Origin of the sequence: Streptomyces sp. NPDC048185, assembly GCF_043202495.1 — a bacterium.
In the GTDB taxonomy this organism is placed as follows: Bacteria; Actinomycetota; Actinomycetes; order Streptomycetales; family Streptomycetaceae; genus Streptomyces.
The window spans coordinates 113,428-136,871 of sequence record NZ_JBIDAN010000013.1; the positions used below are offsets into that span (position 1 = coordinate 113,428).

General features: G+C 71.6%; 22 protein-coding genes. 3 read left to right on the top strand and 19 right to left on the bottom strand.

Annotated features, from left to right (window positions below):
- Positions 1-140: 140 nt before the first annotated feature.
- The 14 genes from nusB to ACGF3H_RS30550 form a co-directional block, all read right to left on the bottom strand.
- Complete coding sequence (gene nusB, locus ACGF3H_RS30485; RefSeq protein ID WP_362498416.1) at positions 141-575, bottom strand: transcription antitermination factor NusB; 435 nt, start codon at positions 573-575, stop codon at positions 141-143.
- A 2-nt stretch (positions 576-577) separates the two neighbouring features.
- Positions 578-1,144 (bottom strand): elongation factor P, encoded by a 567-nt coding sequence (gene efp / locus ACGF3H_RS30490; protein ID WP_361569458.1) that lies wholly within the window; start codon positions 1,142-1,144, stop codon positions 578-580.
- 63 nt (positions 1,145-1,207) lie between these two features.
- Positions 1,208-2,314 (bottom strand): aminopeptidase P family protein, encoded by a 1,107-nt coding sequence (locus ACGF3H_RS30495; RefSeq protein ID WP_362498414.1) that lies wholly within the window; start codon positions 2,312-2,314, stop codon positions 1,208-1,210.
- Positions 2,315-2,494: 180 nt separating this feature from the next.
- A complete protein-coding gene (locus tag ACGF3H_RS30500; RefSeq protein WP_362498412.1) occupies positions 2,495-3,358 on the bottom strand; it encodes a Pro-rich N-terminal domain-containing protein in 864 nt (287 codons plus the stop codon).
- 195 nt (positions 3,359-3,553) lie between these two features.
- Positions 3,554-4,645, bottom strand: coding sequence for a 3-dehydroquinate synthase (gene aroB, locus ACGF3H_RS30505; RefSeq protein ID WP_189230637.1), 1,092 nt, complete (start codon positions 4,643-4,645; stop codon positions 3,554-3,556).
- The gene (locus tag ACGF3H_RS30510) at positions 4,642-5,157 is read right to left on the bottom strand and encodes a shikimate kinase (protein WP_362498408.1); all 516 of its coding nucleotides are present in this window, start codon (positions 5,155-5,157) and stop codon (positions 4,642-4,644) included. Before ACGF3H_RS30510 ends, aroB begins: the two co-directional genes overlap by 4 nt.
- Positions 5,154-6,338 (bottom strand): chorismate synthase, encoded by a 1,185-nt coding sequence (gene aroC, locus ACGF3H_RS30515; protein ID WP_362498405.1) that lies wholly within the window; start codon positions 6,336-6,338, stop codon positions 5,154-5,156. Before aroC ends, ACGF3H_RS30510 begins: the two co-directional genes overlap by 4 nt.
- A 160-nt stretch (positions 6,339-6,498) precedes the next feature.
- A complete protein-coding gene (locus ACGF3H_RS30520; RefSeq protein ID WP_362498403.1) occupies positions 6,499-6,819 on the bottom strand; it encodes a hypothetical protein in 321 nt (106 codons plus the stop codon).
- Positions 6,820-6,867: 48 nt separating this feature from the next.
- The gene (locus ACGF3H_RS30525; protein ID WP_362498401.1) at positions 6,868-7,704 is read right to left on the bottom strand and encodes a shikimate dehydrogenase; all 837 of its coding nucleotides are present in this window, start codon (positions 7,702-7,704) and stop codon (positions 6,868-6,870) included.
- Positions 7,694-9,382, bottom strand: a complete 1,689-nt coding sequence (gene mltG / locus ACGF3H_RS30530; protein ID WP_362498398.1) for an endolytic transglycosylase MltG — start codon at positions 9,380-9,382, stop codon at positions 7,694-7,696. Before mltG ends, ACGF3H_RS30525 begins: the two co-directional genes overlap by 11 nt.
- Before the next feature lie 128 nt (positions 9,383-9,510).
- Complete coding sequence (gene ruvX / locus ACGF3H_RS30535) at positions 9,511-9,975, bottom strand: Holliday junction resolvase RuvX (protein ID WP_361569473.1); 465 nt, start codon at positions 9,973-9,975, stop codon at positions 9,511-9,513.
- A gap of 8 nt (positions 9,976-9,983) precedes the next feature.
- Positions 9,984-12,656: an alanine--tRNA ligase gene (gene alaS / locus ACGF3H_RS30540; RefSeq protein WP_362498394.1), complete on the bottom strand. Its 2,673-nt coding sequence runs from the start codon at positions 12,654-12,656 to the stop codon at positions 9,984-9,986.
- Positions 12,656-13,006: a hypothetical protein gene (locus ACGF3H_RS30545; protein ID WP_362498392.1), complete on the bottom strand. Its 351-nt coding sequence runs from the start codon at positions 13,004-13,006 to the stop codon at positions 12,656-12,658. The genes alaS and ACGF3H_RS30545 overlap by 1 nt, the downstream gene beginning before the upstream one ends.
- Positions 13,007-13,013: 7 nt before the next feature.
- Positions 13,014-13,457: a DUF948 domain-containing protein gene (locus tag ACGF3H_RS30550; protein ID WP_318217756.1), complete on the bottom strand. Its 444-nt coding sequence runs from the start codon at positions 13,455-13,457 to the stop codon at positions 13,014-13,016.
- 170 nt (positions 13,458-13,627) lie between these two features.
- Between ACGF3H_RS30550 and ACGF3H_RS30555 the strand changes: the two genes are divergently transcribed.
- Complete coding sequence (locus ACGF3H_RS30555) at positions 13,628-15,811, top strand: regulator (RefSeq protein ID WP_362498389.1); 2,184 nt, start codon at positions 13,628-13,630, stop codon at positions 15,809-15,811.
- Between the two features lie 29 nt (positions 15,812-15,840).
- Here the strand turns inward: ACGF3H_RS30555 and rpsD are convergent, their stop codons facing one another.
- The 5 genes from rpsD to ACGF3H_RS30580 form a co-directional block, all read right to left on the bottom strand.
- Positions 15,841-16,455, bottom strand: coding sequence for a 30S ribosomal protein S4 (rpsD, locus tag ACGF3H_RS30560; RefSeq protein WP_030973190.1), 615 nt, complete (start codon positions 16,453-16,455; stop codon positions 15,841-15,843).
- Between the two features lie 293 nt (positions 16,456-16,748).
- Entirely contained in the window at positions 16,749-18,104 is a 1,356-nt protein-coding gene (locus ACGF3H_RS30565; protein WP_362498386.1) for a replication-associated recombination protein A, read from the bottom strand.
- A 41-nt stretch (positions 18,105-18,145) separates the two neighbouring features.
- Complete coding sequence (locus ACGF3H_RS30570) at positions 18,146-18,808, bottom strand: vitamin K epoxide reductase family protein (RefSeq protein ID WP_362498383.1); 663 nt, start codon at positions 18,806-18,808, stop codon at positions 18,146-18,148.
- 189 nt (positions 18,809-18,997) lie between these two features.
- Complete coding sequence (hisS, locus tag ACGF3H_RS30575) at positions 18,998-20,260, bottom strand: histidine--tRNA ligase (protein ID WP_362498381.1); 1,263 nt, start codon at positions 20,258-20,260, stop codon at positions 18,998-19,000.
- A gap of 13 nt (positions 20,261-20,273) precedes the next feature.
- Positions 20,274-20,978, bottom strand: a complete 705-nt coding sequence (locus ACGF3H_RS30580) for an MBL fold metallo-hydrolase (RefSeq protein WP_362498378.1) — start codon at positions 20,976-20,978, stop codon at positions 20,274-20,276.
- 181 nt (positions 20,979-21,159) lie between these two features.
- On the opposite strand from ACGF3H_RS30580, the gene ACGF3H_RS30585 reads away from it, so the two are divergent.
- Positions 21,160-22,011, top strand: coding sequence for a peptidylprolyl isomerase (locus ACGF3H_RS30585; RefSeq protein ID WP_362498375.1), 852 nt, complete (start codon positions 21,160-21,162; stop codon positions 22,009-22,011).
- 135 nt (positions 22,012-22,146) lie between these two features.
- Complete coding sequence (locus tag ACGF3H_RS30590) at positions 22,147-23,376, top strand: DUF349 domain-containing protein (RefSeq protein WP_362498372.1); 1,230 nt, start codon at positions 22,147-22,149, stop codon at positions 23,374-23,376.
- Positions 23,377-23,444 lie beyond the last annotated feature (68 nt).

Below are 23,444 nucleotides of genomic sequence, written 5' to 3' on the forward strand. Positions count from 1 at the left end.
GTGGCCGGAAACCTGAGGGTTTCCGGCCACCCCGGCGGCGTGTGCGGGCACCGGCGCTCCGGGAGCACGAGGAGACGCCGATGGGCCTGCGGCGACCGTGTCGGTCGCCGCAGGCCCATCGGCGTCTGTGTCTGTCTCCGTCAGGCCTCGTCACGGCGCAGCGAAGGCTTCAGGTCCTTCAGCCGGCCGAGCAGACCGTTGACGAACGCCGGCGACTCGTCCGTGGAGAACTCCTTCGCCAGCTGCACCATCTCGTCGAGGACGACGGCGTCGGGGGTCGCGTCCACCCAGATCAGCTCGTACGCGCCGAGGCGCAGGATGTTGCGGTCGACGACCGGCATCCGGTCGAGCGTCCAGCCGACCGAGTACTGGGCGATGAGCTCGTCGATGCGCTTCGCGCGCTCGGCGTAGCCCTCGACCAGCTCCATCGTGTACTCGCTCACCGGCGGCTGCCGGGTGTCGGACCGGGAGTGCCGGACCCAGTCGGCGAGGACCGTCAGGACGTCGGCGCCGCGCTGGTCGCCCTCGAAGAGGATCTGGAAGGCGCGCTTGCGGGCCGTGTTGCGGGCAGCCACGGTTAGCTGTTCACCCGGCCGAGGTAGTCGCTCGTGCGGGTGTCGACCTTGATCTTCTCACCGGTGGTGATGAAGAGCGGGACCTGGATCTGGTGGCCGGTCTCCAGCGTGGCGGGCTTGGTGCCGCCGGTGGAGCGGTCGCCCTGGACGCCCGGCTCGGTCTCCTGGACGGTCAGCTCGACGGCGGCGGGCAGCTCGACGAAGAGCACCTCGCCCTCGTGCTGGGCGACGGTGGCGGTGAAGCCCTCGACCAGGAAGTTGGCGGCGTCGGAGACCGTCTTGCGGTCGACCATCAGCTGGTCGTACGTCTCCATGTCCATGAAGACGAAGTAGTCGCCGTCCATGTACGAGAACTGCATGTCGCGCTTGTCGACAGTGGCCGTCTCGACCTTGACGCCGGCGTTGAAGGTCTTGTCGACGACCTTGCCGGAGAGCACGTTCTTGAGCTTGGTGCGCACGAAGGCGGGGCCCTTGCCGGGCTTGACGTGCTGGAACTCGACGACGGACCAGAGCTGGCCGCCTTCGAGCTTGAGCACCAGGCCGTTCTTGAGGTCGTTCGTGGAAGCCACGGTTGCGGAATCTCCTGGACTGACGTGGACGACCCCGGTGCCGGCCCGCGCACAGCGCGAAGGCTAGAGCGCGAGCAGCTCCTTGGTCGTGATGGTGAGTAGCTCGGGTCCGCCGTCCGCCTCGGGGCGCACGACGAGCGTGTCATCGATCCGGACACCGCCCCGGCCCGGGAGGTGGACCCCCGGTTCGACGGTGACCGGCACACAAGCGTCCAGTTTACCCATGGCCGTCGGGGCCAACTGCGGGTCCTCGTCGATTTCGAGTCCCACACCGTGACCCGTGAGGGCCGGAAGGTTCTCCGCGTACCCGGCGGAGTCCAGCGCCTGGCGGGCCGCGCGGTCCACGTCACGGCAGGCGGCGCCGGGTGCGAGCGCCTCCCGGCCGGCCCGCTGCGCGGAGAAGACCAGGTCGTACAGGTCGATCTGCCAGTCGGCCGGCGAGGTGCCGATGACGAACGTACGGCCGATCTCGCAGCGGTAGCCGCGGTACGTGGCCCCCAGGCACACGGAGAGGAAGTCGCCCTCCTCCACGCGCCGGTCGGTGGGCCGGTGACCGCGGCGCCCGCTGTTCGGACCGGTGCCGACGGAGGTCGGGAAGGCGGGGCCGTCGGCACCGTGGTCGACCAGGCGGCGTTCCAGTTCCAGAGCGAGGTGCCGCTCCGTGCGGCCGACGAGGATGGATTCCAGCAGCTCGCCGAGGGCCTGGTCGGCGATCTCGGCGCCGATCCGCAGGCAGGAGATCTCCTCCTCGTCCTTGACCACCCGCAGCTGCTCGACCGCTTGGCCGAGGTCCGTCAGGCGCAGCCCGGGCGCGACCGAGCGCATGGCCCGCTGCCGGGCGACGGTGAGGTGGTGGTCCTCGGTGCCGAGGGACTCGGCGCCCTGTTCGGCGGCGAGTCCGGCGGCGGCGACGGCCGGGTCACCGCCGGGGCCGGGCAGGGAGCGCAGCGCCAGGGCCTCGTCGGGCCTGCCCTCCGTGGGCCGCTCGTCCGGCGGGCCGGAGCACACCAGGAGATCCTCGGTCTTGCCCAGCAGCAGCACGGCGCCGTGCGGGGCGGCGCCCGCGAGATAGCGCACGTTGGCGGGCCGGGAGACGAGCGCCGCCGCGCTGCCGCCCGCGTTGCAGCGTTCTCGTAGGCGCGTCCGGCGGGCCGCGTACACCTCTGACATGACCCGAGCGTATGGGCTCCGCTGCGGGGGCGCCGCTCGGGAGAGGCCGAGTGGGGAGGTGCGGGGCGTGCCGGGTGCGCGGTCCGGGGTGGCGGCTCCGGTTGTTCGGCGGCTCGCGGCCCGTGGGGGGCTGGTCGCGCAGTTCCCCGCGCCCCTGGAAGGGCGCGTCCTGGCCCCTGCCTACCAGTTCGGGGGGCTGGCTATCGAACGGGTCAGGACCTCGTTCAGGACCTGGGCCGTTTCCGGGACGTCGAGCTGGGAGTTGTCGATGATCGGCAGGCCCGAGCCGTACCAGCCGGCCATGCGGCCGTGGATGCGGGCGACCTCCTCGTCGGTCAGCCGCCGGTTCCCGCTGCGCTCGGCGTTGCGCTCGAGGACGACGTCCAGCCCGGGCAGGAGGACGACCGGGAGCAGGCCGGGCCCGACGTGCCGTTTCCAGCCGCCGAGGCCGACGACCGGGCGGTCCGGGAAGACGGCGTCGTCGAGGATGCACGAGATGCCGTTGGCGAGGAAGTTGCGCGCGGAGAAGCCGCAGGTACGGCGGGCGAGGCGGTACTGGGCCTCGGAGTTCTCGTTCCACCCGGACTGGGGGTCGGCGAAGCCCGATCGGACCCATTCGCGCACGTCGTCGAGGCTGATGTGGGCGGTGGGGACCCTGCGGTGGTCCGCCCAGTACTTGGCGACGCTGGTCTTGCCGGCGCCCGCGGGGCCGATGAGCAGCACCGCCAGGGTGGTGGTCGCCGGGTCGGGCACCGCGGCCGCGGCGGGCGGCATGCTGGGCGCGGCGACGGGACCGCCGGGCGGCAGTGGGACGTGTCCGGTGGTGTCCGGCACGGGCGGAGGGGCCGGGGCCTGCTGCGGGGGCCCGGGGTGCGGGGGCCCGGGGTGCGGGGCCTGCAGGGGGTAGCCCGGCGCCACCGGTGGGGGCACGGGGGCGGAACCCTGGTGCGGGCCCGGGTGGTGCGCGGCCGGGGACCAGCCGACGGCCGGTCCGTGCCCCGGCTGAGGGGGCGGCGGCAGCGGAGAACCCACTGCGTGCTGCATCCGGTGCCACTCCGTCTCGTACAGGCGATGGGCGCTGACAGCGGGACGGGTACCCGCTGTTCCCCACACCCTAAAGGGCGTGGGAGGGGCCCCACCCGAACGGTACCGTCCCCGGCCGTCCTTTGGTGAACGGCCGGGGACGGTCCGAAGTGCCCGCCCCGCAAGGCGAATCGGACGGAAGGTGCGACGGGGTACTTACTCGCCCACCTCGCCGTAGGCGGCGAGGAGGACGGCCGGGTCGGGTCCCTCCAGGACGGTCGGCTTGGCCAGGCCGTCCAGGACGATGAAGCGCAGCAGGTCACCGCGGGACTTCTTGTCGACCTTCATGTTCTCCACCAGCTTGGGCCACTGGTCGTAGCGGTAGTGCAGCGGCAGGCCGACCGCTTCGAGGATGCTGCGATGGCGGTCGGCGGTGGCGTCGTCCAGGCGGCCCGCGAGGCGGCCCAGTTCGGCGGCGAAGTGCATGCCGACGGAGACAGCGGCGCCGTGGCGCCACTTGTAGCGCTCGTTCTTCTCGATGGCGTGGCCCAGGGTGTGACCGTAGTTCAGGATCTCCCGCAGGCCCGCCTCCTTCAGGTCGGAGGAGACGACCTCGGCCTTGACCTTGATGGAGCGCACGATCAGCTCGGCGGTGTGCGGTCCGGCCGGGGTGCGCGCGGCCTGCGGGTCGGACTCGATCAGGTCGAGGATCGCCGGGTCGGCGATGAAGCCGGCCTTGATGACCTCGGCGAGGCCCGAGACGTAGTCGTTGACCGGGAGGGAGTCCAGGGCGGCCAGGTCGCACAGGACGCCGGCCGGCGGGTGGAAGGCGCCGACGAGGTTCTTGCCCTCGGCGGTGTTGATGCCGGTCTTGCCGCCGACGGCCGCGTCCACCATGGCCAGCACGGTGGTCGGGACGGCGATCCAGCGCACGCCGCGCAGCCAGGTCGCGGCCACGAAGCCGGCGAGGTCGGTGCTGGCACCGCCGCCGACGCCGACGATGACGTCGGTGCGGGTGAAACCGGACTGGCCCAGCGCCTTCCAGCAGTAGGCGGCGACCTCGGCGGTCTTGGCCTCCTCGGCGTTGGGCACCTGGATGGCGATCGCGTCGTAGCCCTGCTCGGCGAGGTCGGCGCGCAGCGCGTCGCCGGTCTCGGCGAGGGCCTCGGGGTGGATCACGGCGACCCGCTTGGCCTTCGGGCCGATCAGGCCGGCGAGTTCGCCCAGGAGCTGACGGCCCACCAGGACCTCGTAGGGGTCGGACCCCGCCGTGCCGCCGACCTGGATCCGGGTGACTGCCTCGCTCATGCTTCCTTCAACTCCAGTGCGTCCAGCGCCGCTTGGGTGACTTCTTCGGGCGTGCGTCCGTCGGTGGCGACGACGACCGTGGCGACCTCCTCGTAGAGGTGGCGCCGGGCCTCCATCAGCTCGCGCCACTGCTTGCGCGGGTTGACCGCGAGCAGCGGGCGCGCGGCGTTCAGGCCGGTGCGCTTGACCGCCTCCTCGACGTCCATCGACAGATAGACGACGCGCTGCCCGGCGAGCAGGCCGCGGGTGTCCGCGTCGAGGACCGCGCCGCCGCCGAGGGCGAGGACGCCGTCGTGCCCGGCGAGGGCCGTGTGCACGGCCTGCTTCTCCAGGGCGCGGAAGGCCGGCTCGCCCTCGTCCACGAAGATCTCGGCGATGCTCCGTCCCTGCGCGGAGACGATGTCGTCGTCGGTGTCCCGGTACGCCGTGCCGAGGCGCTCGGCGAGCAGCTGCCCGACGGTGGACTTGCCCACGCCCATCGGGCCGACCAGGACGATCAGCGGGGTGCTCATCGGATGGCCAGGTTGTCGAGGTACGAGGTGACGTTGCGGCGGGTCTCGGTGACGCTGTCGCCGCCGAACTTCTCCGCCACGGCGTCCGCGAGGACCAGGGCGACCATCGCCTCGGCGACGATGCCGGCCGCCGGGACCGCGGAGACGTCGGAGCGCTGGTGGTGGGCCTGCGCGGCCTCGCCGGTGCTCACGTCCACGGTCTTCAGGGCGCGCGGGACGGTCGCGATCGGCTTCATCGCGGCGCGGACCCGCAGCAGCTCACCGGTGGACAGGCCGCCTTCGGTGCCGCCGGCGCGCCCGGAGACGCGGCGGATGCCCTCGGGCGTGCCGACGATCTCGTCGTGCGCCTTGGAGCCGGGCACCCGGGCCAGCTCGAAACCGTCGCCGATCTCGACCCCCTTGATCGCCTGGATGCCCATCAGGGCGCCGGCCAGCCGGGCGTCCAGCTTGCGGTCCCAGTGCACGTGCGAGCCCAGGCCGACCGGAACGCCGTACGCCAGCACCTCGACCACGCCGCCGAGCGTGTCGCCGTCCTTGTGGGCCTGGTCGACCTCCGCGACCATCGCCTTGGAGGTGTCCGCGTCCAGGCAGCGCAGCGGGTCGGCGTCCAGCCTCTCGACGTCCGCCGGGGTGGGGTACGCGCCCTGCGGGGCCTTCACGGAGCACAGCTCGGTGACGTGGCTGACGATCTCGATGCCGGCCGTCTCCTTCAGGTACGACCGTGCCACGGCGCCCAGGGCCACCCGGGCGGCCGTCTCGCGCGCGGAGGCGCGCTCCAGGATCGGGCGGGCCTCCTCGAAGCCGTACTTCTGCATGCCCGCGAGGTCGGCGTGGCCGGGGCGGGGGCGGGTCAGCGGGGCGTTGCGGGCCAGTCCGGCGAGCACCTCCGGGTCGACCGGGTCGGCCGCCATGACCTGCTCCCACTTGGGCCATTCCGTGTTGCCCACCATGATCGCGACCGGGGAGCCCATGGTGAGTCCGTGACGGACACCGCCGAGGAAGGTGACCTCGTCACGCTCGAACTTCATCCGCGCGCCGCGCCCGTAGCCGAGCCGCCGCCTCGCCAGATGGTCCGCCACCATGTCCGTGGTGATCGGCACGCCGGCGGGCAGACCCTCCAGCGTCGCGACGAGTGCGGGACCGTGGGACTCCCCCGCGGTCAGCCAGCGCAACCTGCTCAACGGTGCTCCTCAGTGCTCGCGCCCCGGTATGCCTCGTACGCGTCTTCTCTGGCGTACGGCGACGGCGTGTCCGGGTGCGCGGGCCCCGGTCCGCCATGTCCGATCCTCCCACGTCCGGCCGCCGGGCCCGCCCGCCGGTCCATCTGACGGACGGGCGGTCTCAGGCGGAGCCGTCGCCCTGGCGCTGCGCGGGCGCGTAGGAACCGAGGAAGTCGGCGCCGCTCTGCTGCGGCCGGGGCGGGGCGTAGGGGCCCAGGTGGTCGGCGCCGCGGCCCTGGCCGTACTGCGCCGCCGCGGCCGGCGCACCACCGCGTGCCGCGCGCCGGCCGGCGATGCGGCGCGTCACCTTGACCACCCAGGACGCCACCAGGGCCAGCAGGACCAGGGCGATCACCGTGATCTGCACCCAGTCGGGCAGGAAGCCGAGCACGGCCTCGAACATCTGGCTCTTCACGGACGCCAGAGGCACGCCTGTGGACATGGATCGCTTTCCCCTCCCGGTTCCGCCCCCTGCGGAACCGGACGGATCCTAGCGCTCCGCGAGGGCGTGCTCGCCCGCTTTTCGCATGGCGGCCAGCGGGGCCGGGGTGCGGCCCGTCATCTGCTCGACCTGGAGCACCGCCTGGTGCACCAGCAGGTCGAGTCCGCCGACCACGGCGCCGCCGTACGCCGACCAGCGGGCCGCGAGCGCGGTCGGCCAGGGGTCGTACAGCACGTCGAAGAGGGTCCCGGGCATCTCGGGCACCGCGGAGGCCAGCGCGTCGGTGGTGCCGGCGGGAGTGGTGGCCACGACCAGCGGGGCGTGCAGCGCCTGCTCGGCGTGCGCCCAGTCGGCGATGCGCACGTCGACGTCCAGCCGCTCGGCCCAGCCCCGCATCTCGGCGGCGCGTGCCTCGCTGCGCACGTACACGGTGACCTCGCCCGTGCAGACCCGGGCCAGCGCGGCCAGCGCGGAGGAGGCGGTGGCGCCGGCGCCGAGGACCGCGGCGGCGTCGACCTTCTCGATGCCGTGCTCGCGCAGGGCGGCGACCATGCCGGGGATGTCGGTGTTGTCGCCGGTCCTGCGGCCGTCCTCGGTGAAGACGACGGTGTTCACCGCGTCCACCGAGGCCGCCGTGGCGCTGATCCCGTCGAGCAGCGGGATCACGGCCCGCTTGAGCGGCATGGTCAGCGACAGCCCCGCCCACTCCTGCCCCAGCTTCTCGAAGAAGCCCGGCAGAGCCGCCTCGTCGACGTCGAAGCGGTCGTACGTCCAGCCCTCCAGGCCCAGCTCGGCATAGGCGGCGCGGTGCAGCACCGGGGAGAGGGAGTGGGCGATCGGGGAGCCGAGTACGGCCGCCCGTCGCGCCCCGGCCCTAACTGGCATTGAACTTGTCCTTCAGCTTCAGGAACTCTTCGTGCGTCTTCGCGAACTCGGTCTTGTTCATGCCGTCCGTGGCCACGAAGTAGATCCAGCCGTCGTCCGTCGGGTCCATCGACGCCTGCAGCGCCTCGTCACCGGGGTTGCCGATGGGTCCGGGCGGCAGGCCCGTGTTGGTGTACGTGTTGTACGGGTCCTTGTCGCCGTTGATCTCGGACTCGCCGATGTGGATGTTGCTCTGGCCCTTCGCGTAGTTGAAGGTCGAGTCGAACTGGAGCAACCGGTTGGTCTCGGTGTTGTCGGGCTTGAGCCGGTTGTAGACGACCTCGGACATCTTGCGGAAGTCCTCGTGGGTCTTGCCCTCCGCCTGCACGAGGCTGGCCACGGTGAGCAGCTCCCAGGGGCCGTCCAGACCGAGGCTCTCCGCCTTCGACGCCAGGCCGAGCTCCGTGTACCGCTCGTTGGCCCGCGCCACCATCTGCTTGAGCACGTCCTCGGGCTTCTGGCCCTTGGCCGCGGGATAGCTGGACGGGAAGAGGAACCCTTCCAGCGGGTCCTTGACGTTCTGGTGGTTCATCGCCCAGGCGGGCAGGCCGAGGTTCTTCCACTGGCTCTTGGCGACGCCGGCGGTGGTGCCCTTCTTGAGCCCGAGCTGCTCGTCGATCTTCTGGTAGATCTGTACGTTCCGCCAGCCCTCGCCGATGATCAGGTTGCTGCGGCTCTTGGGGTCGAGCAGCCTCTGGACCGCGCTCGCGGCCGACATCTCCTTCTGCAGCGTGTACACGCCGTCCTGGATGCTCTTGCCGTCGGGGTTGCTCTGCTGGGCGCTGACGAAGGCGTCGACGCTCTTCACCACTCCCTGGCGCTTGAGCTCCTGGCCGATCGTCGCGCCGCCCGCGCCCTTGGGGATGGTGACGGTGACCTTCTGGCCGTTGCCGTCGCCCGCGTAGTCCGGGGCCGCGCCGAAACGATCCTGGTAGAACTGCAGGCCGAAGTAGCCGACGCCCGCCACACCGCCGCCGAGCACCAGGCAGACGACGAGGCAGGCGAGGCCGCTGCGGCCCTTCTTCTGCTTGCCGCCCCGGCCCCTGCGACCGCCGCTGCCGCCGCCGTCCTCGGGTTCACCGTCGTCCCCGCCCGCGAAGAAGGCGTGCTCGCCCTGGTCGGGACCGGGGTCCCAGTCGGTGTCCCGCGGTTCGGGTTCGGCGCGCCGGCGACCGGGCGGCTCCGGCGGCGGGTACGCCTCCGGGGTGCCGTAGAAGTCGGGCTGCTCCGCGCCGTAGGCGGCGCTCTGCTGGCCGTAGGGGTCCGACGGGTCGCCGGGGTACTGCGCGTGGGGATGCGCGCCGGTCCCCCAGCCGCCGTCGTCGTGGCCCTGGCCCTGCTGCGGCTGCGCCGCGTACTGCTGGTCGTACTGCTGCTGACCGTACTGGTCGTACTGCGGCGCGGGGAGCTGCTGACCGTACTGGTCGTACTGCTGCTGACCGTACGCGCCCTGGCCGCCGTCACCGCCCCACTCGCCGTACTGCGTCTGCTGCGGCTGCTGCGGGTAGTGCTGCGGCTGGCCGCCGTAGGGGGACTGCTGACCCGTCTGGGCCTGCTGTCCGCCCCATCCGCCGTCCCCGTACAACGGGTCCTCCGGATGCCACGGTTCGGAGCCTTGGCCCCGGCCATACTCAGTCATCGATCCCCTAGAGCCGCGAGGCGGCGGTGCGCGCGGCCTGACGTGGGGGGCCGGCTTCCGTTCCGCCTCTTGCTGTGCGGGGGCTGTTCGAATGCCGCCGCATCGCGCGGAACGTTACCGTATCGCGATCAGATGACCACTTCGACGCCCTCGCCGGGTGCATTGCCTGACACCCGTTCGGATTCCAGCGCCTGCTGGAGGATGATCACAGCGGCGGCCTGGTCGATGACCGATCTGCCCTTCTTGGACTTCACGCCCGAGGCACGCAGCCCCTGACTCGCCGTCACCGTCGTCATCCGCTCGTCGACCAGCCGTACGGGTACGGGCGCGATGCCCTTGGCCAGTTCCTGGGCGAAGCCCCGGACCTTGGCCGCGGCCGGGCCCTCGCCCCCCTTGAGGGAACGAGGGAGACCGACGACGACCTCGACGGGTTCGTACTCCTCGACCAGCTGGCGCAGGCGGCGGTGCGCCGCCGGGACGTCCCGCCCGGGAACCGTCTCCACGGGGGTGGCGAGGATCCCGTCGGGGTCGCACGAGGCGACCCCGATACGGGCGTCCCCGACGTCGATCGCGAGCCGGCGGCCTCTGCGCATCGCCGGTCCTACTTCGCGGTCTCGGCGACGAGGCGCTCGACGGCGTCGACGGCGTCGCCGATGGCGGCCGCGTTCTGGCCGCCGCCCTGGGCGACGTCCGGCTTGCCGCCACCGCCGCCACCGAGGGTCTTGGCGGCGGTGCGGACCAGGTCACCGGCCTTGAGACCGCGCTCGCGGGCGGCCTCGTTGGTGGCGATGACCGTCAGCGGCTTGCCATTGGCCGTCGTGAAGAGGGCGACCACGGCGGCCCGGCCGCCCTGGATGCGGCCGCGCACGTCGAGGACCAGCTTGCGCAGGTCGTCGGCGGTGGTGCCGTCGGGGACCTGACCGGTCACCAGGGCGACACCGCGCACGTCCTTGGCGGAGTCGGCGAGCGAGCCGGCGGCCTGGAGGACCTTCTCGGCGCGGAACTTCTCGATCTCCTTCTCGGCGTCCTTCAGCTTGCCGAGCATGGCGGAGACCTTCTCCGGGAGCTCCTCCGGGCGGCCCTTGATCAGCTCCTGGAGCTGGGCGACGACCGTGTGCTCGCGGGCGAGGAAGTTGTAGGCGTCCACGCCTACCAGGGCCTCGATGCGGCGCACTCCGGAGCCGATGGACGACTCGCCGAGCAGCTTGACCAGGCCGAGCTGGGCGGTGTTGTGCACGTGGGTGCCGCCGCACAGCTCCTTGGAGAAGTCGCCGATGGTCACGACGCGGACGCGCTCGCCGTACTTCTCGCCGAACTCGGCGATGGCGCCCTGCTTCTTGGCCTCGTCGATGCCCATGACGTCGGCGCGGACGTCGAGGTCGCGGGCGAGCACCTCGTTGATCTTCTGCTCGACGTCGGTCATCACGGCCGTCGGCACGGCGGACGGCGAACCGAAGTCGAAGCGGAAGCGGCCGGGCTGGTTCTCGGAACCGGCCTGGGCGGCCGTCGGGCCGAGGGCGTCGCGCAGGGCCTGGTGGGTGAGGTGGGTGGCCGAGTGGGCGCGGGCGATGGCGTGCCGGCGCCGGTCGTCGATGGAGGCGTGGGTCTTGGCACCGACGGTGATCTCGCCGACCTGGACGACGCCCTTGTGGACGTAGACCCCCGGGACCGGCTTCTGGCAGTCGCGGATCTCGATGACGGCACCGGAGTCGGCCTTGATCCTGCCGGTGTCGCCGATCTGACCGCCGCCCTCGGCGTAGAAGGGGGTGCGGTCGAGGACGATCTCGACCTCGTCGCCCTCGGTGGCGGCCGGCGAGGAGACGCCGTCGACGAGGATGCCGACGACCGTGGACTCGCCCTCGGTGTCGGTGTAGCCGATGAAGTCGGTGGCACCGGCACGGTCGGCGATCTCGCGGTAGGCACCGAGGTCGGCGTGGCCGGTCTTCTTGGCCTGGGCGTCGGCCTTGGCGCGCTCCCGCTGCTCCTTCATCAGGCGCCGGAAGCCGTCCTCGTCCACGGACAGCCCCTGCTCGGCGGCCATCTCCAGGGTGAGGTCGATCGGGAAGCCCCAGGTGTCGTGGAGCAGGAAGGCCTTGTCGCCTGCCAGGACGGTGCCGCCGGCGGCCTTGGTGTCGCTGACGGCGGTGTCGAGGATGTTGGTGCCGGCCTTGAGCGTCTTGAGGAAGGCGTTCTCCTCGGCGAGGGCGACCTTCTCGATCCGCTCGCGGTCGGTGATCAGCTCGGGGTACTGCTGCCCCATCATGCCGATCACGACGTCGATCAGGTCCTTGACGACCGGGCCGGTGGCGCCGAGCAGGCGCATGTTGCGGATGGCGCGGCGCATGATGCGGCGCAGGACGTAGCCGCGGCCCTCGTTGCCGGGGGTGACGCCGTCGCCGATGAGCATCACGGCGGTGCGGATGTGGTCCGTGACCACGCGCAGGGAGACGTCCGACTCATGGGTGTCGCCGTAGGCCACACCGGTCAGCTCGGTGGCCTTGTCGATGACGGCCATGGAGGTGTCGATCTCGTACATGTTCTGCACGCCCTGCAGAATCATGGCGAGGCGCTCCAGGCCGAGCCCCGTGTCGATGTTCTTGCTCGGCAGGTCCCCGAGGATCTCGAAGTCCTCCTTGCCGGTGCCCTCGCCCCGCTCGTACTGCATGAAGACGAGGTTCCAGATCTCCACGTACCGCTCGTCGTTGACGGCTGGGCCGCCCTCGACGCCGAACTCGGGGCCGCGGTCGTAGTTGATCTCGGAGCACGGGCCGCAGGGGCCGGGCACGCCCATGGACCAGAAGTTGTCCTTCTTGCCCAGGCGCTGGATGCGCTCGGCGGGGACGCCGACGACCTCGCGCCAGAGCTGCTCGGCCTCGTCGTCGTCCTGGTAGACGGTGATCCACAGGCGCTCGGGGTCGAGGCCGTAACCGCCCTTGTCCTGGGGGCTGGTGAGCAGCTCCCAGGCGAGCTTGACGGCGCCTTCCTTGAAGTAGTCGCCGAAGGAGAAGTTGCCGCACATCTGGAAGAACGTGCCGTGCCGGGTGGTCTTGCCGACCTCTTCGATGTCCGGGGTGCGCACGCACTTCTGGACGCTGGTGGCACGGTCGTAGGGCGGCTTGACCTCGCCGAGGAAGTACGGCTTGAACGGCACCATGCCGGCGTTGACCAGCAGCAGAGTCGGGTCGTCCGCGATGAGCGACGCCGAAGGGACGACGGTGTGCCCGCGCTCCTCGAAGAAGCTCAACCAGCGGCGGCGGATCTCGGCCGACTCCATCAGTGGTCCTCATTCCGGTTGTACGAGTACGTCGTCCTGTCGACGTACCTCGGGTCGTTGCTGTTCTCGATGGCCCGGTACCGCCTGGCAGCGGGCAGTTCGCGGTCGACGGGGGCGTTCAGCCCGAGCGCGTCGTCCAGTTCGGCCTCCCGCTGGGCCATGTTGTCGCGGACGTCGAGCGCGAAGCCCACCGCGCGGTCCTTGATCCGGGTGCCCGCGTCGATCGCCTTGTTCGCCGCGGCGGCGGCGAGGCTGTCGGGGGTCAGCTGCTTGAGCTTCCGGTTGACCTTGGTGGTGGCCCACACACCGGCGGCAACACCGGTGCCGAACCAGAACGTACGGCGGAACATCGCTGGATCAGTCCTTCTTCCGCTTCGTCCGCCGCGCGGCCGGGATCGTACGGCCGACGATCACGGTGCGCCGCGGCTCCTTGGCCGGGCCCGCGGGCACGTCCTCCTTGCGACCGCCGAGTGCCCTGCGCACGCCGTATCCGAACGCCGCGACCTTCACCAGTGGCCCGCCGAAGGTGGAGGCGACGGTGGTCGACAGCGCCGAGGCGTTCGACGTGACCTCCTGGACGTCGGAGGCGATCGCGTCGACCCGGTCGATCTGGGTCTGCGCGGAGCGCACCGCCGAGGAGGCGTCGGCCAGCAGCGGGACGGCCTGGTCGGTCACGTCCGCCACCAGCTTGGTGGTCGCCCTGAGCGTCTGGGCCAGCCTCGCCAGTGCGACGGCGAGGAAGGAGACCAGGATCGCCCAGAAGACGGCCACCAGGATCCCGGCCACCTCACCACCGGACACTTGTGCACCCGCTCCCTGAAACGTGCCTGAACATCGAGAACATCGAGAAAGTCGTGCACCGAGCCTATCGCGCCGGGCGCCGGGCTCCGTACCGGATATCGGTCCGCGGGCGGTGGAGTCGGGCGAAGCGATTGTACGGAGTGAATACGGGCCAGTACGCTCCGTGTTCCATGCGAGACCAACGGCGCGACGACAGCTCACCGCCCGGCAACCTTCCGCTGGAGCTCGACGTCTTCGTGGGGCGCGCGGCGGAACTCGCCGGGCTGGCCCGGGCTCTCGGCGCCGGCCGGCTGGTGACGGTGACCGGACCGGGCGGGGTGGGCAAGTCCCGCCTGGCGGCACGGGCGGCGTCCCGGTGCGCGCCCCGGGACGGCGTGTGGCGGGTGGACCTGGCGCCGGTGCGCGATCCGGAGTTCGTCGACTACGCGGTCGTGGAGGCCCTCGGCCTGACGGACCACACGACGCGCCTGCCCCGCGAGACGCTGCTCGCGCACCTCGCCGAGCGGGAGCTGCTGCTGGTCCTGGACGGGATCGAGCACCTCGTGGACGCCTGCGGTGCGCTGGCGACCGCCCTGCTGGGCCGCGCGCCGGGGCTGCGGGTGCTGGCGGTGGGGCGCAGGCCGCTGGGCGTGGCCGGGGAGCGGCTGGTCCCGCTGGCGCCGCTGGGCCCGGAGGAGGCGGTGGAGCTGCTGGCGGTCCGGGCGGCGCAGCGGGACCTCGCGTGCGCGGACGCCTTGGACACCGAGGCCGAGGGGGTGCTGCGGGAGCTGTGCCGGCGGCTGGACGGGATCCCGCTGGCGATCGAGCTGGCCGCCGGGCGGCTGGACGCGCTGTCGCCGGGGCAGGTGCTGCGGCGGCTGGACGACCGCTTCCGGCTGCTGACCGGCGGGGACCGCACGGCGCTGCCCCGGCACCGGACGCTGCGGACCGCGATCGGCTGGAGCCACGAGCTGTGCACGTCCGAGGAGCGGCTGCTGTGGGCCCGGCTGTCGGTGTTCACCGGGTCGTTCGACCTGGAGGCCGCCGAGTACGTGTGCAGCGGCGAGGGACTGCCCGCCGACGAGGTGCTCGACGTGGTCTGCGCGCTGCTGGCCCAGTCCGTGCTGACGCGTGAGGAGACGCCGGCCGGGGTCCGGTACCGGATGCTCGACACGGTGCGGGCGTACGGCGCCGACTGGCTGGAGGCGGCGGGCGACGCGGCCCGGCTGCGGCGGCGCCACCGGGACTGGTACGTGGGACTGGCGACCTGGTGCGAGCTGGAGTGGTTCTCGCCGCGCCAGCGTGAGGTGGCCGCCCGGGTCGAGGCGGAGCTGCCGAATCTGCGCGGCGCCCTGGAGCACTGCCTGGCGGAGCCCGACGAGGCGCACCTGGGGCAGTACCTGGCCGGTGCCCTGTGGTTCCACTGGGTCGGCTGCGGGCGGCTGTCGGAGGGGCGGCGGTGGCTGGAGCAGGCGGTGCGGCTGGACGTGGAGGGGCCGGCGGGCGAGCAGTCGCGGCTGAAGGCGCTGTGGGTGCTCGGCTACGTGGCGATCCTCCAGGGCGACACCGTTCCGGCGCTGGCGGCGCTCCACGAGTGCCGGGAGGAGGCCGAGCGGGCGGAGAACCCGACGGCGGTGGCGTACGCGGAGCACCGCACGGGCTGTCTGGCGCTGATCACGGACGACATGCCGCGTGCGGAGGCCCTGCTGCGTTCGGCGCTGCGCCGTTACCGGCAGATCGGCGAACTCAACACCAATGTGCTGATGGGCCAGGTGGAACTGGCGATGACGCGGGCCTTCCAGGGCGATCTGCCGGACGCGGTGCGGCTGTGCGAGGACGTGCGGCAGGTGTGCGAGGACCACGGCGAGCGCTGGGCCCGGGGGTACGCGCTGTACGTGCTGGCGTACGCGGCGTGGAGCGACGGCGATCCGGTGCGCGCCCGTGAGCTGCTCACCGACTGCCTGGCCGGTGCCCACCGCTTCCGGGACCAGCTGGGGTCGGTGCTGGCGGTGGAGCTGCTGGCCCTGGTCACGGCGGCGGAGGGTCATGCGGCGGAGGCCGCGGTGCTGCAGGGGGCGGCGGGGCGGATGTGGCCGTCGGTGGGGCTGCCGCTGTTCGGTTCGGCGCACTACAACGCGCCGCACGAGCTGTGCGAGGCGACGGCCCGGGAGCAGCTGGGCGACGAGCGGTACGAGGAGCACGTGCGGCACGGGGCGAGGCTCAGCCGTGCGGAGGCCGTGACGCGGGCGCTGCGGCGGCCGGGGGCGGCGGCGCTGCCGGCGCCGCGCGGGCCGGGCCGGCCGGCGACGGCGGGTGCGCACAGCGCGAAGCCCGCCGCCTCGCCCACCCGGAGGGGCGGGGAGACGGCGGGCTGAGGTACCGCTGGGTACTGCGTCCGGCTGGATCAGCGGGCGTAGTACTCGACGACGAGCTGCTCGTCGCAGATCACCGGGATCTCCTTGCGGTTCGGCTCACGGTCCAGGCGGAACGCCAGGGCCTTGAGGTTCACCTGGAGGTAGCGCGGGGTCTCGCCCTCGGGGGCGAAGCCACCTTCACGGGCGATCGTGAAGAGGGTCTTCTCCTTGGAGCGCTCGCGCACCTGCACGACGTCGTCCGGACGGACACGGAAGGACGGCTTGTCGACCTTCTGGCCGTTGACCTGGATGTGGCCGTGGACGACCATCTGGCGGGCCTGGTAGATCGTGCGGGCGATGCCCGAACGCAGGACCAGCGCGTCGAGACGGCGCTCGAGCTCGATGACCAGGGCCTCGCCGGTCTTCATGTTGGTCTTGGACGCACGCTCGTAGGCGCGGACGAGCTGGCGCTCGCTGAGGTCGTACTGCGCGCGCAGACGCTGCTTCTCGAGCAGACGGACCTTGTAGTCCGAGTTCTGCTTGCGGCCGCGGCCGTGCTCACCCGGCGGGTAGGGGCGGGCCTCGAAGTACTTGACGGCCTTCGGCGTCAGCGCGATGCCGAGGGCACGCGACTTCTTGACCTTGGGGCGGGACTGGTTCGCCACTGTCTGTGTCTCTTTTCTGAGTTTCCGGCTTGTCAGGGTTGAGGGAGGTCGCATCCGCAGCCGGGGAAACCCGCCGGGTCCGTGTGGACCTGCCGGGCAGCCGCTCCCCTGGTCTGGGCACATACGTGCAGCACGCGAGTGGCCCACCGACCGCTCCCGGAGCTCCGGGTGGTGGTGGGCTGCCCGCGACACCGATCGACGGTGCGCGACGCTCCTGGAACCCGCTGGGTTCCGGCTGGTTGTCCCGTTCTGACTGCACGGGACTCAGCGCTTCGGGCGATTCTACAGGCTGCTCAGGACCGCTTGCGACCGAGGTGCTCCCGGGTCCACTCCACCGCGTCCGCGTATCGGGCCTCGGCTCCGTGCCGGGTCGGGGTGTAGTACGTCCGGTCCTTCAGCTCGTCCGGGGCGTACTGCTGGGCGGCGATGCCCTCGGGCAGGTCGTGCGGGTACACGTAGCCCTGCCCGTGCCCGAGCTTGCCCGCGCCCTTGTAGTGGCTGTCGCGCAGGTGCGCCGGGACGGGTCCGGCGTGCCCCTTGCGCACGTCGTCCAGGGCGGCGCCGATGGCGGTGGTCGCGGCGTTGGACTTGGGGGCGAGGGCCAGGGCGATGGTGGCGTGGCTGAGGGTGAGGGCGGCCTCGGGGAAGCCGATCATGGCGACGGCCTGGGCGGCGGCGACGGCGACGGGCAGCGCGTTCGGGTCGGCGAGGCCGATGTCCTCGCTGGCGGAGATCATCAGGCGGCGCGCGATGAAGCGGGGGTCCTCGCCGGCCTCGATCATCCGGGCCAGGTAGTGCAGGGCGGCGTCCACGTCGGAGCCGCGGATGGACTTGATCAGGGCGCTGGCGACGTCGTAGTGCTGGTCGCCGTCGCGGTCGTACTTCACGGCCGCCCGGTCGACCGTCTCCTCCAGCGTCGCCAGGGTGATCTCGGCCTCGCCCTTGTCGAGCGCGGCCCCGGCTGCGGCCTCCAGGGCGGTCAGCGCGCGGCGGGCGTCACCGCCGGCGATGCGCAGCAGGTGGTCCTCGGTGTCCCCGGGGAGCGTGACGGCCTCCCCCAGACCGCGTCCGTCGGTCAGGGCGCGCCGGAGCAGGCCCCGGACGTCGTCGTCGGTGAGGGGTTCGAGGGTGAGGAGGAGGGAGCGGGAGAGCAGCGGGGAGATCACCGAGAAGTACGGGTTCTCCGTGGTGGCTGCGATCAGGGTGACCCAGCGGTTCTCGACGGCCGGGAGCAGAGAGTCCTGCTGGGCCTTGCTGAAGCGGTGGATCTCGTCGAGGAAGAGGACGGTCTCCTTGCCGTATCCCCCGACGGCGCGGCGGGCGCCGTCGATGACCGCGCGGACCTCCTTGACGCCCGCGGTGATCGCGGACAGCTCCACGAACCGCTTGTTGGTGGCCTTGGACACCACGTACGCCAGGGTCGTCTTGCCGGTGCCCGGCGGGCCCCAGAGGATCACCGAGGAGGGCCCGGCCGGACCGGACGCGCCCTCGCCGACCAGTCTGCGCAGCGGTGATCCCGGTTTGAGCAGGTGCTGCTGACCGACGACCTCGTCGAGGGTGCGCGGGCGCATCCGCACGGCGAGGGGGCTGCCGGTCGGGTCCTTCTCCTGGCGTTCTTCTGCTGCGGCGGTGAACAGGTCGGGCTCCACGCAAGAACCCTAAAGGACCGCACTGACAACGCGGCGCGCTGTCAGCTGGTCCAGAAGTCCCACCAGCGGGTGAGGATCATCATGCCGATGATGCCGATGTGCAGCACCGGCATGACCCAGGTGAACTCGCCGAAGAAGCCGCGCAGCCAGGTCGGCGCGGGCAGGAAGCCCTTGCGGACGTTGAAGGACGTGACGTACCAGAACATCAGGATGGTGGCGACCCAGGCCAGGCAGCACCACAGGCACAGCGCGTTGATCCGGTACAGGGACTGGAACTGCAGCCAGGTGCAGAAGCCCACGCCGAAGAGCGTGCCCGCGTTGAAGGTGAGCCAGTACCAGCGCGGGAAGCGGGCCCGGGCGAGCAGGCTCATGCCGACGCAGACGACGATGCCGTAGGTGACCAGGCCCAGCATCGGGTTGGGGAAGCCGAAGACGGCGGCCTGGTCGCTCTCCATGACGCTGCCGCAGGAGACGACCGGGTTGAGGCTGCACCCGGGGGTGAACGTCGTGCCCGCGACCTTGGCCTCGAGCAGCTTGAACTTGTCGAGCGTGATGACCCACGCGGCGAGCACCCCGGCGGCGCCCGTGATGACGAGCAGCAGGGCGAAGGCGCGGCCGGCGCCCTCGGTGCGCGGCGTTCCGGCGGTGGGTTCCGGCGCGGGCTCTGCCACGGTGGAGACGTCCTTCATTGTCGTCTTGCTCATCACGCCGATTCCGTCACTTGAGTCGGACCTGCTTCGGGCAGGGCCATTGTGCCGCATGGGCCTGTGCGGGCACCGTTCGCTGAACATAAGAACGCACCGGTGGCGGCCCTGGGCGAGGCATTCGGGCCGACGTCCGTTCGCCCGGGGCGCACGCGAGCGAACGCGTGCACCCCTGGGGCGTACGGGCCGTCAGCCGAGGCGTGACTCCAGCTCCGCGACGATCTCGTTGACGCCGATCGCGCTCTGCTCGCCGGACTCCATGTCCTTGAGCTGGACGACGCCTTCGGCGAGGTCGCGCTCGCCGAGGACCAGGGCGTACCGGGCGCCCGAGCGGTTGGCCGCCTTCATCGCGGCCTTCAGGCCCTTGCCGCCGTAGGAGAAGTCGGCGGCGACGCCGTTCTTGCGCAGCTCGGTGACCTTCGCGAACAGGATCCGGCGGGCCTCCTCGCCGAGCGGGACCGCGAAGACGGAGGTGGCGGACGGGATGTCCAGTTCGATGCCCTCCGCCTCCAGGGCGAGGACGGTGCGGTCGACGCCGAGTGCCCAGCCCACGGACGGCAGGGACGGGCCGCCGATCATCTCGGACAGACCGTCGTAGCGCCCGCCGCCGCCGACCGCGGACTGCGAGCCGAGGCCGTCGTGGACGAACTCGAAGGTGGTGCGGGTGTAGTAGTCCAGGCCGCGCACCAGCTTCGGGTCGTCCTCGTAGACGACGCCCGCCGCCGTGATCAGCTCGCGGACCTCCTCGTGGTACGCCTTGCAGGCGTCGCACAGGTAGTCGCGCAGCAACGGGGCGTCGGTGAGCTGCTTCTGGACGTCGGGGCGCTTGTCGTCCAGCACGCGCAGCGGGTTGATCTCGGCGCGGCGCAGCGTCTCCTCGTCCAGGTCGAGGCCGCGCAGGAAGTCCTGCAGCGCGGCCCGGTAGACCGGGCGGCACTCCTTGTCGCCCAGGGAGTTGAGCAGGATGCGGAAGTTCTGCAGGCCCAGCGAGCGGTACGACTGGTCGGCCAGGATGATCAGTTCGGCGTCCAGCGCCGGGTCCTCGGCGCCGATCGCCTCGGCGCCCACCTGGGAGAAGTGGCGGTAACGGCCCTTCTGCGGGCGCTCGTAGCGGTACTGGGAACCCGAGTACCAGACCTTCACCGGCAGGTTGCCCGCCTTGTGCAGGTTGGCCTCGAGGACGGCGCGCAGCACGGGGGCGGTCGTCTCCGGGCGCAGGGCGAGCCGGTCGCCGCCCTTGGTCTCGAAGACGTACATCTCCTTGGTCACGATGTCGGTGGACTCGCCGACACCGCGTGCGAACAGCTCGACGTTCTCGAAGCCGGGCGTCTCGATGTAGCCGTAGCCGGAGTTGCGCAGCGGGGCGGCGATCGCCTCGCGGACGGCCAGGTACTTCGCGGAGTCCGGCGGCAGCAGGTCGTACGTGCCCTTGGGGGCCTTGAAGGTGCTCACGGAAGGTCTCTCGTCACATTCCTCGTCGGGGCGCCTCGGCGCCCTGGCCGGCCGCCACCTGCCGCAGATACGGGTTGGTGGCGCGCTCCTGGCCGATGGTCGTCTGGGGGCCGTGGCCGGACAGCACCACGGTCGGGTCGTCGAGCGGCAGGACCACGCGGGCGAGGGACGCCAGCATGTCGTCCATGGAGCCGCCCGGCATGTCGGTGCGTCCGATGGAGCCGGCGAACAGCAGGTCGCCCGAGAAGAGGATCGGCGGGATGTCCGCCGCCTCGGGCATGCCGAAGGTCACCGACCCCTTGGTATGGCCCGGCGCGTGCGCGACCGTCAGCTCCATGCCCGCCAGCTCCAGCTTCGCGCCGTCGGTCAGCTCCTTGACGTCGTCCGGCTCCCCCACGGTGAGCTCGCCCATGAGCGGCATGCCGATGGTGCGGCCGATCCCCTTCTCGGGGTCGCTCATCATGTAGCGGTCGTCGGGGTGGATCCAGGCCGGCACGTCGTGCGCGCCGCACACGGGGACGACCGAGGCCACGTGGTCGATGTGGCCGTGGGTGAGGACGACGGCGACGGGCTTGAGCCGATGCTTGGCGAGTGCCTCCTCGACGCCCTGCGCGGCCTGGTGGCCGGGGTCGATGATCACGCACTCCTCACCCGCGGCGGGGGCGACGAGGTAACAGTTCGTCCCCCAGGCCCCGGCGGGGAACCCGGCAATGAGCACGATCGTCCTTCGTTTGTGTCGGTACGGGTGGCTTGCGGGCGGGCTGCGCCCGTGGTCAGAGCCTACCGGCGGTGCCGTTTCCTCAGCGAACCCATATACGGTACGGGGCTACACGCACGCGGTCGGTTCGTCACGCGCACGCGTACCGGTCGGCACACACGACGCATGAGGAGAGAACCCGGTGGTCAGCCAGGAGCAGCGGCGGCGTCAGCTCGCCCGGGAGAAGTTCTTGCGGCAGCAGCAGCGACGTACCTCCGCGCGACGCAAGGCGCGCATGCGCAACGCGGCGATCGCCTCGGTGCTCGGCGTCATCCTGATCGGCAGCGTCGCGCTGTACACGACCGGGGTGGTCCTGGGGGACGACGACGACAAGACGAACGCGAGCGCGGAGGCCACACCGAGCGCCTCCGCGAGCAGCAAGGCGCCGGACCCGTGCGACAAGCCCGCCGGGGGCAAGGTCAAGACGCAGACCTGGAAGAAGGAACCTGCGATGACCATCGACAAGTCGGCGAAGTACACGATGAAGCTGTCGACGAGCTGCGGCGACATGGACATCGCGCTGAAGGCGTCGGCGGCGCCGCACACCGTCAACTCGTTCGACTTCCTCGCGGGCAAGGGCTACTTCGACCACACGAAGTGCCACCGGCTGACCGACCAGGGCATCTACGTGCTGCAGTGCGGCGACCCGCAGGGCACCGGCGCCGGCGGGCCCGGCTACACGATCCCGGACGAGAACCTGAAGGACAAGAGCCTCACGGGCAACGTCTACCCGGCGGGCACGGTGGCGATGGCCAACCAGTACAACGCGCAGACCGGCGAGGGACGGAACACCGGCGGCAGCCAGTTCTTCCTGGTCTACCAGGACAGCCAGCTGCCGCCGGACTACACGCCGTTCGGCACGGTGTCCGAGGCGGGCATGAAGGTGCTCAAGAAGATCGCGGACGCCGGGGCCCAGGCCATGGACCCGACGACCGGGAACACCGCGCCCAACGCGACGGTCGTGATCAACAAGGCGACGGTCAGCGCATCCTGAGCCCCAACTGCGGAATTTCGGTCGCGCGGGATGCGGACAGGCCCCCCGCCGGTCGCCTATGTTGGCCGTGACGAAACTGTGGACGATGCCCGGGGGCAGCAGAGCCCTCCGCAGGCATCATGTGGAGGAGGCGCTGTGAGCAGCGACCCGTGGGGCCGCGTCGACGAGACGGGGACCGTGTACGTGCGTACGGCCGACGGCGAGCAGGTCGTCGGTTCCTGGCAGGCCGGATCTCCCGACGAGGCGCTGGCCTATTTCGAACGCAAGTACGAGGGCCTGGTTGTCGAGATCGGCCTCCTCGAGAAGCGTGTGAAGACCACCGACCTGTCCTCGAAGGACGCCCTGGCCGCCGTCGAGCACCTGCGCGAGCAGGTCGACGCGCACCACGCGGTCGGTGACCTGGAGGCGCTGCGGGCCCGGCTGGACAAACTGGTCGAGCTGGTGGACAAGCGCCGCGAGGAGCGCAAGGCACAGCGGGCCAAGCAGTCCGACGAGGCGCGGGGCGCCAAGGAGGCACTGGTCACGGAGGCCGAGGAGCTGGCGCAGTCCGACCAGTGGCGGGCGGCCGGCGAGCGGCTGCGGTCGCTGGTGGACACCTGGAAGGGGCTGCCGCGCCTGGACCGCAAGTCCGACGACGAGCTGTGGCACCGCTTCTCGCATGCGCGCTCGGCGTTCTCCAAGCGGCGCAAGCAGCACTTCGCGCAGCTGGACGCGCAGCGCGAGGAGGCCCGCCAGATCAAGGAACGGCTGGTCGCGGAGGCCGAGGCGCTGTCGGGCTCGACGGACTGGGGCCCGACGGCCGCGCGGTACCGCGATCTGATGTCCGAATGGAAGGCCGCGGGCCGCGCCCAGCGCGAGCACGAGGACGACCTGTGGAACCGCTTCCGCGGCGCCCAGGACGTCTTCTTCGCCGCCCGCAGCTCGGTCTTCGCCGAACGGGACGCGGAGCAGGCGGAGAACCTCAAGCTCAAGGAGGAGCTCGCCGAGGAGGCCGAGAAGATCCTGCCGGTCACGGATCTCAAGGCCGCCCGCGCCGCCTTCCGCTCGGTCAACGAGCGCTGGGAGGCCATCGGTCACGTGCCTCGTGACGCCCGGCCGAAGGTCGAGGGCCGGATGCACGCCGTGGAGCGGGCGATCCAGGAGGCCGAGGAGTCGGAGTGGCGCCGGACCAACCCGGAGGCACGTGCGCGTGCCGAGGGTCTGACCGGTCAGCTCCAGGCCGCCGTGGACAAGCTGCGTTCGCAGATCGACCAGGCGCGCGCCCAGGGCAACGACGCCAAGGCCGACAAGCTCCAGCGGGAGCTGGACGGCCGCCAGGCACTGCTGGACCAGGCCCTCAAGGGCCTGCAGGAGTTCGGCGGCTGAGGTCCGCCGAGCACGACGAGAGGGGCTCCCGTACTCGCTGTACGGGAGCCCCTCTCGTCGTGTGCCGT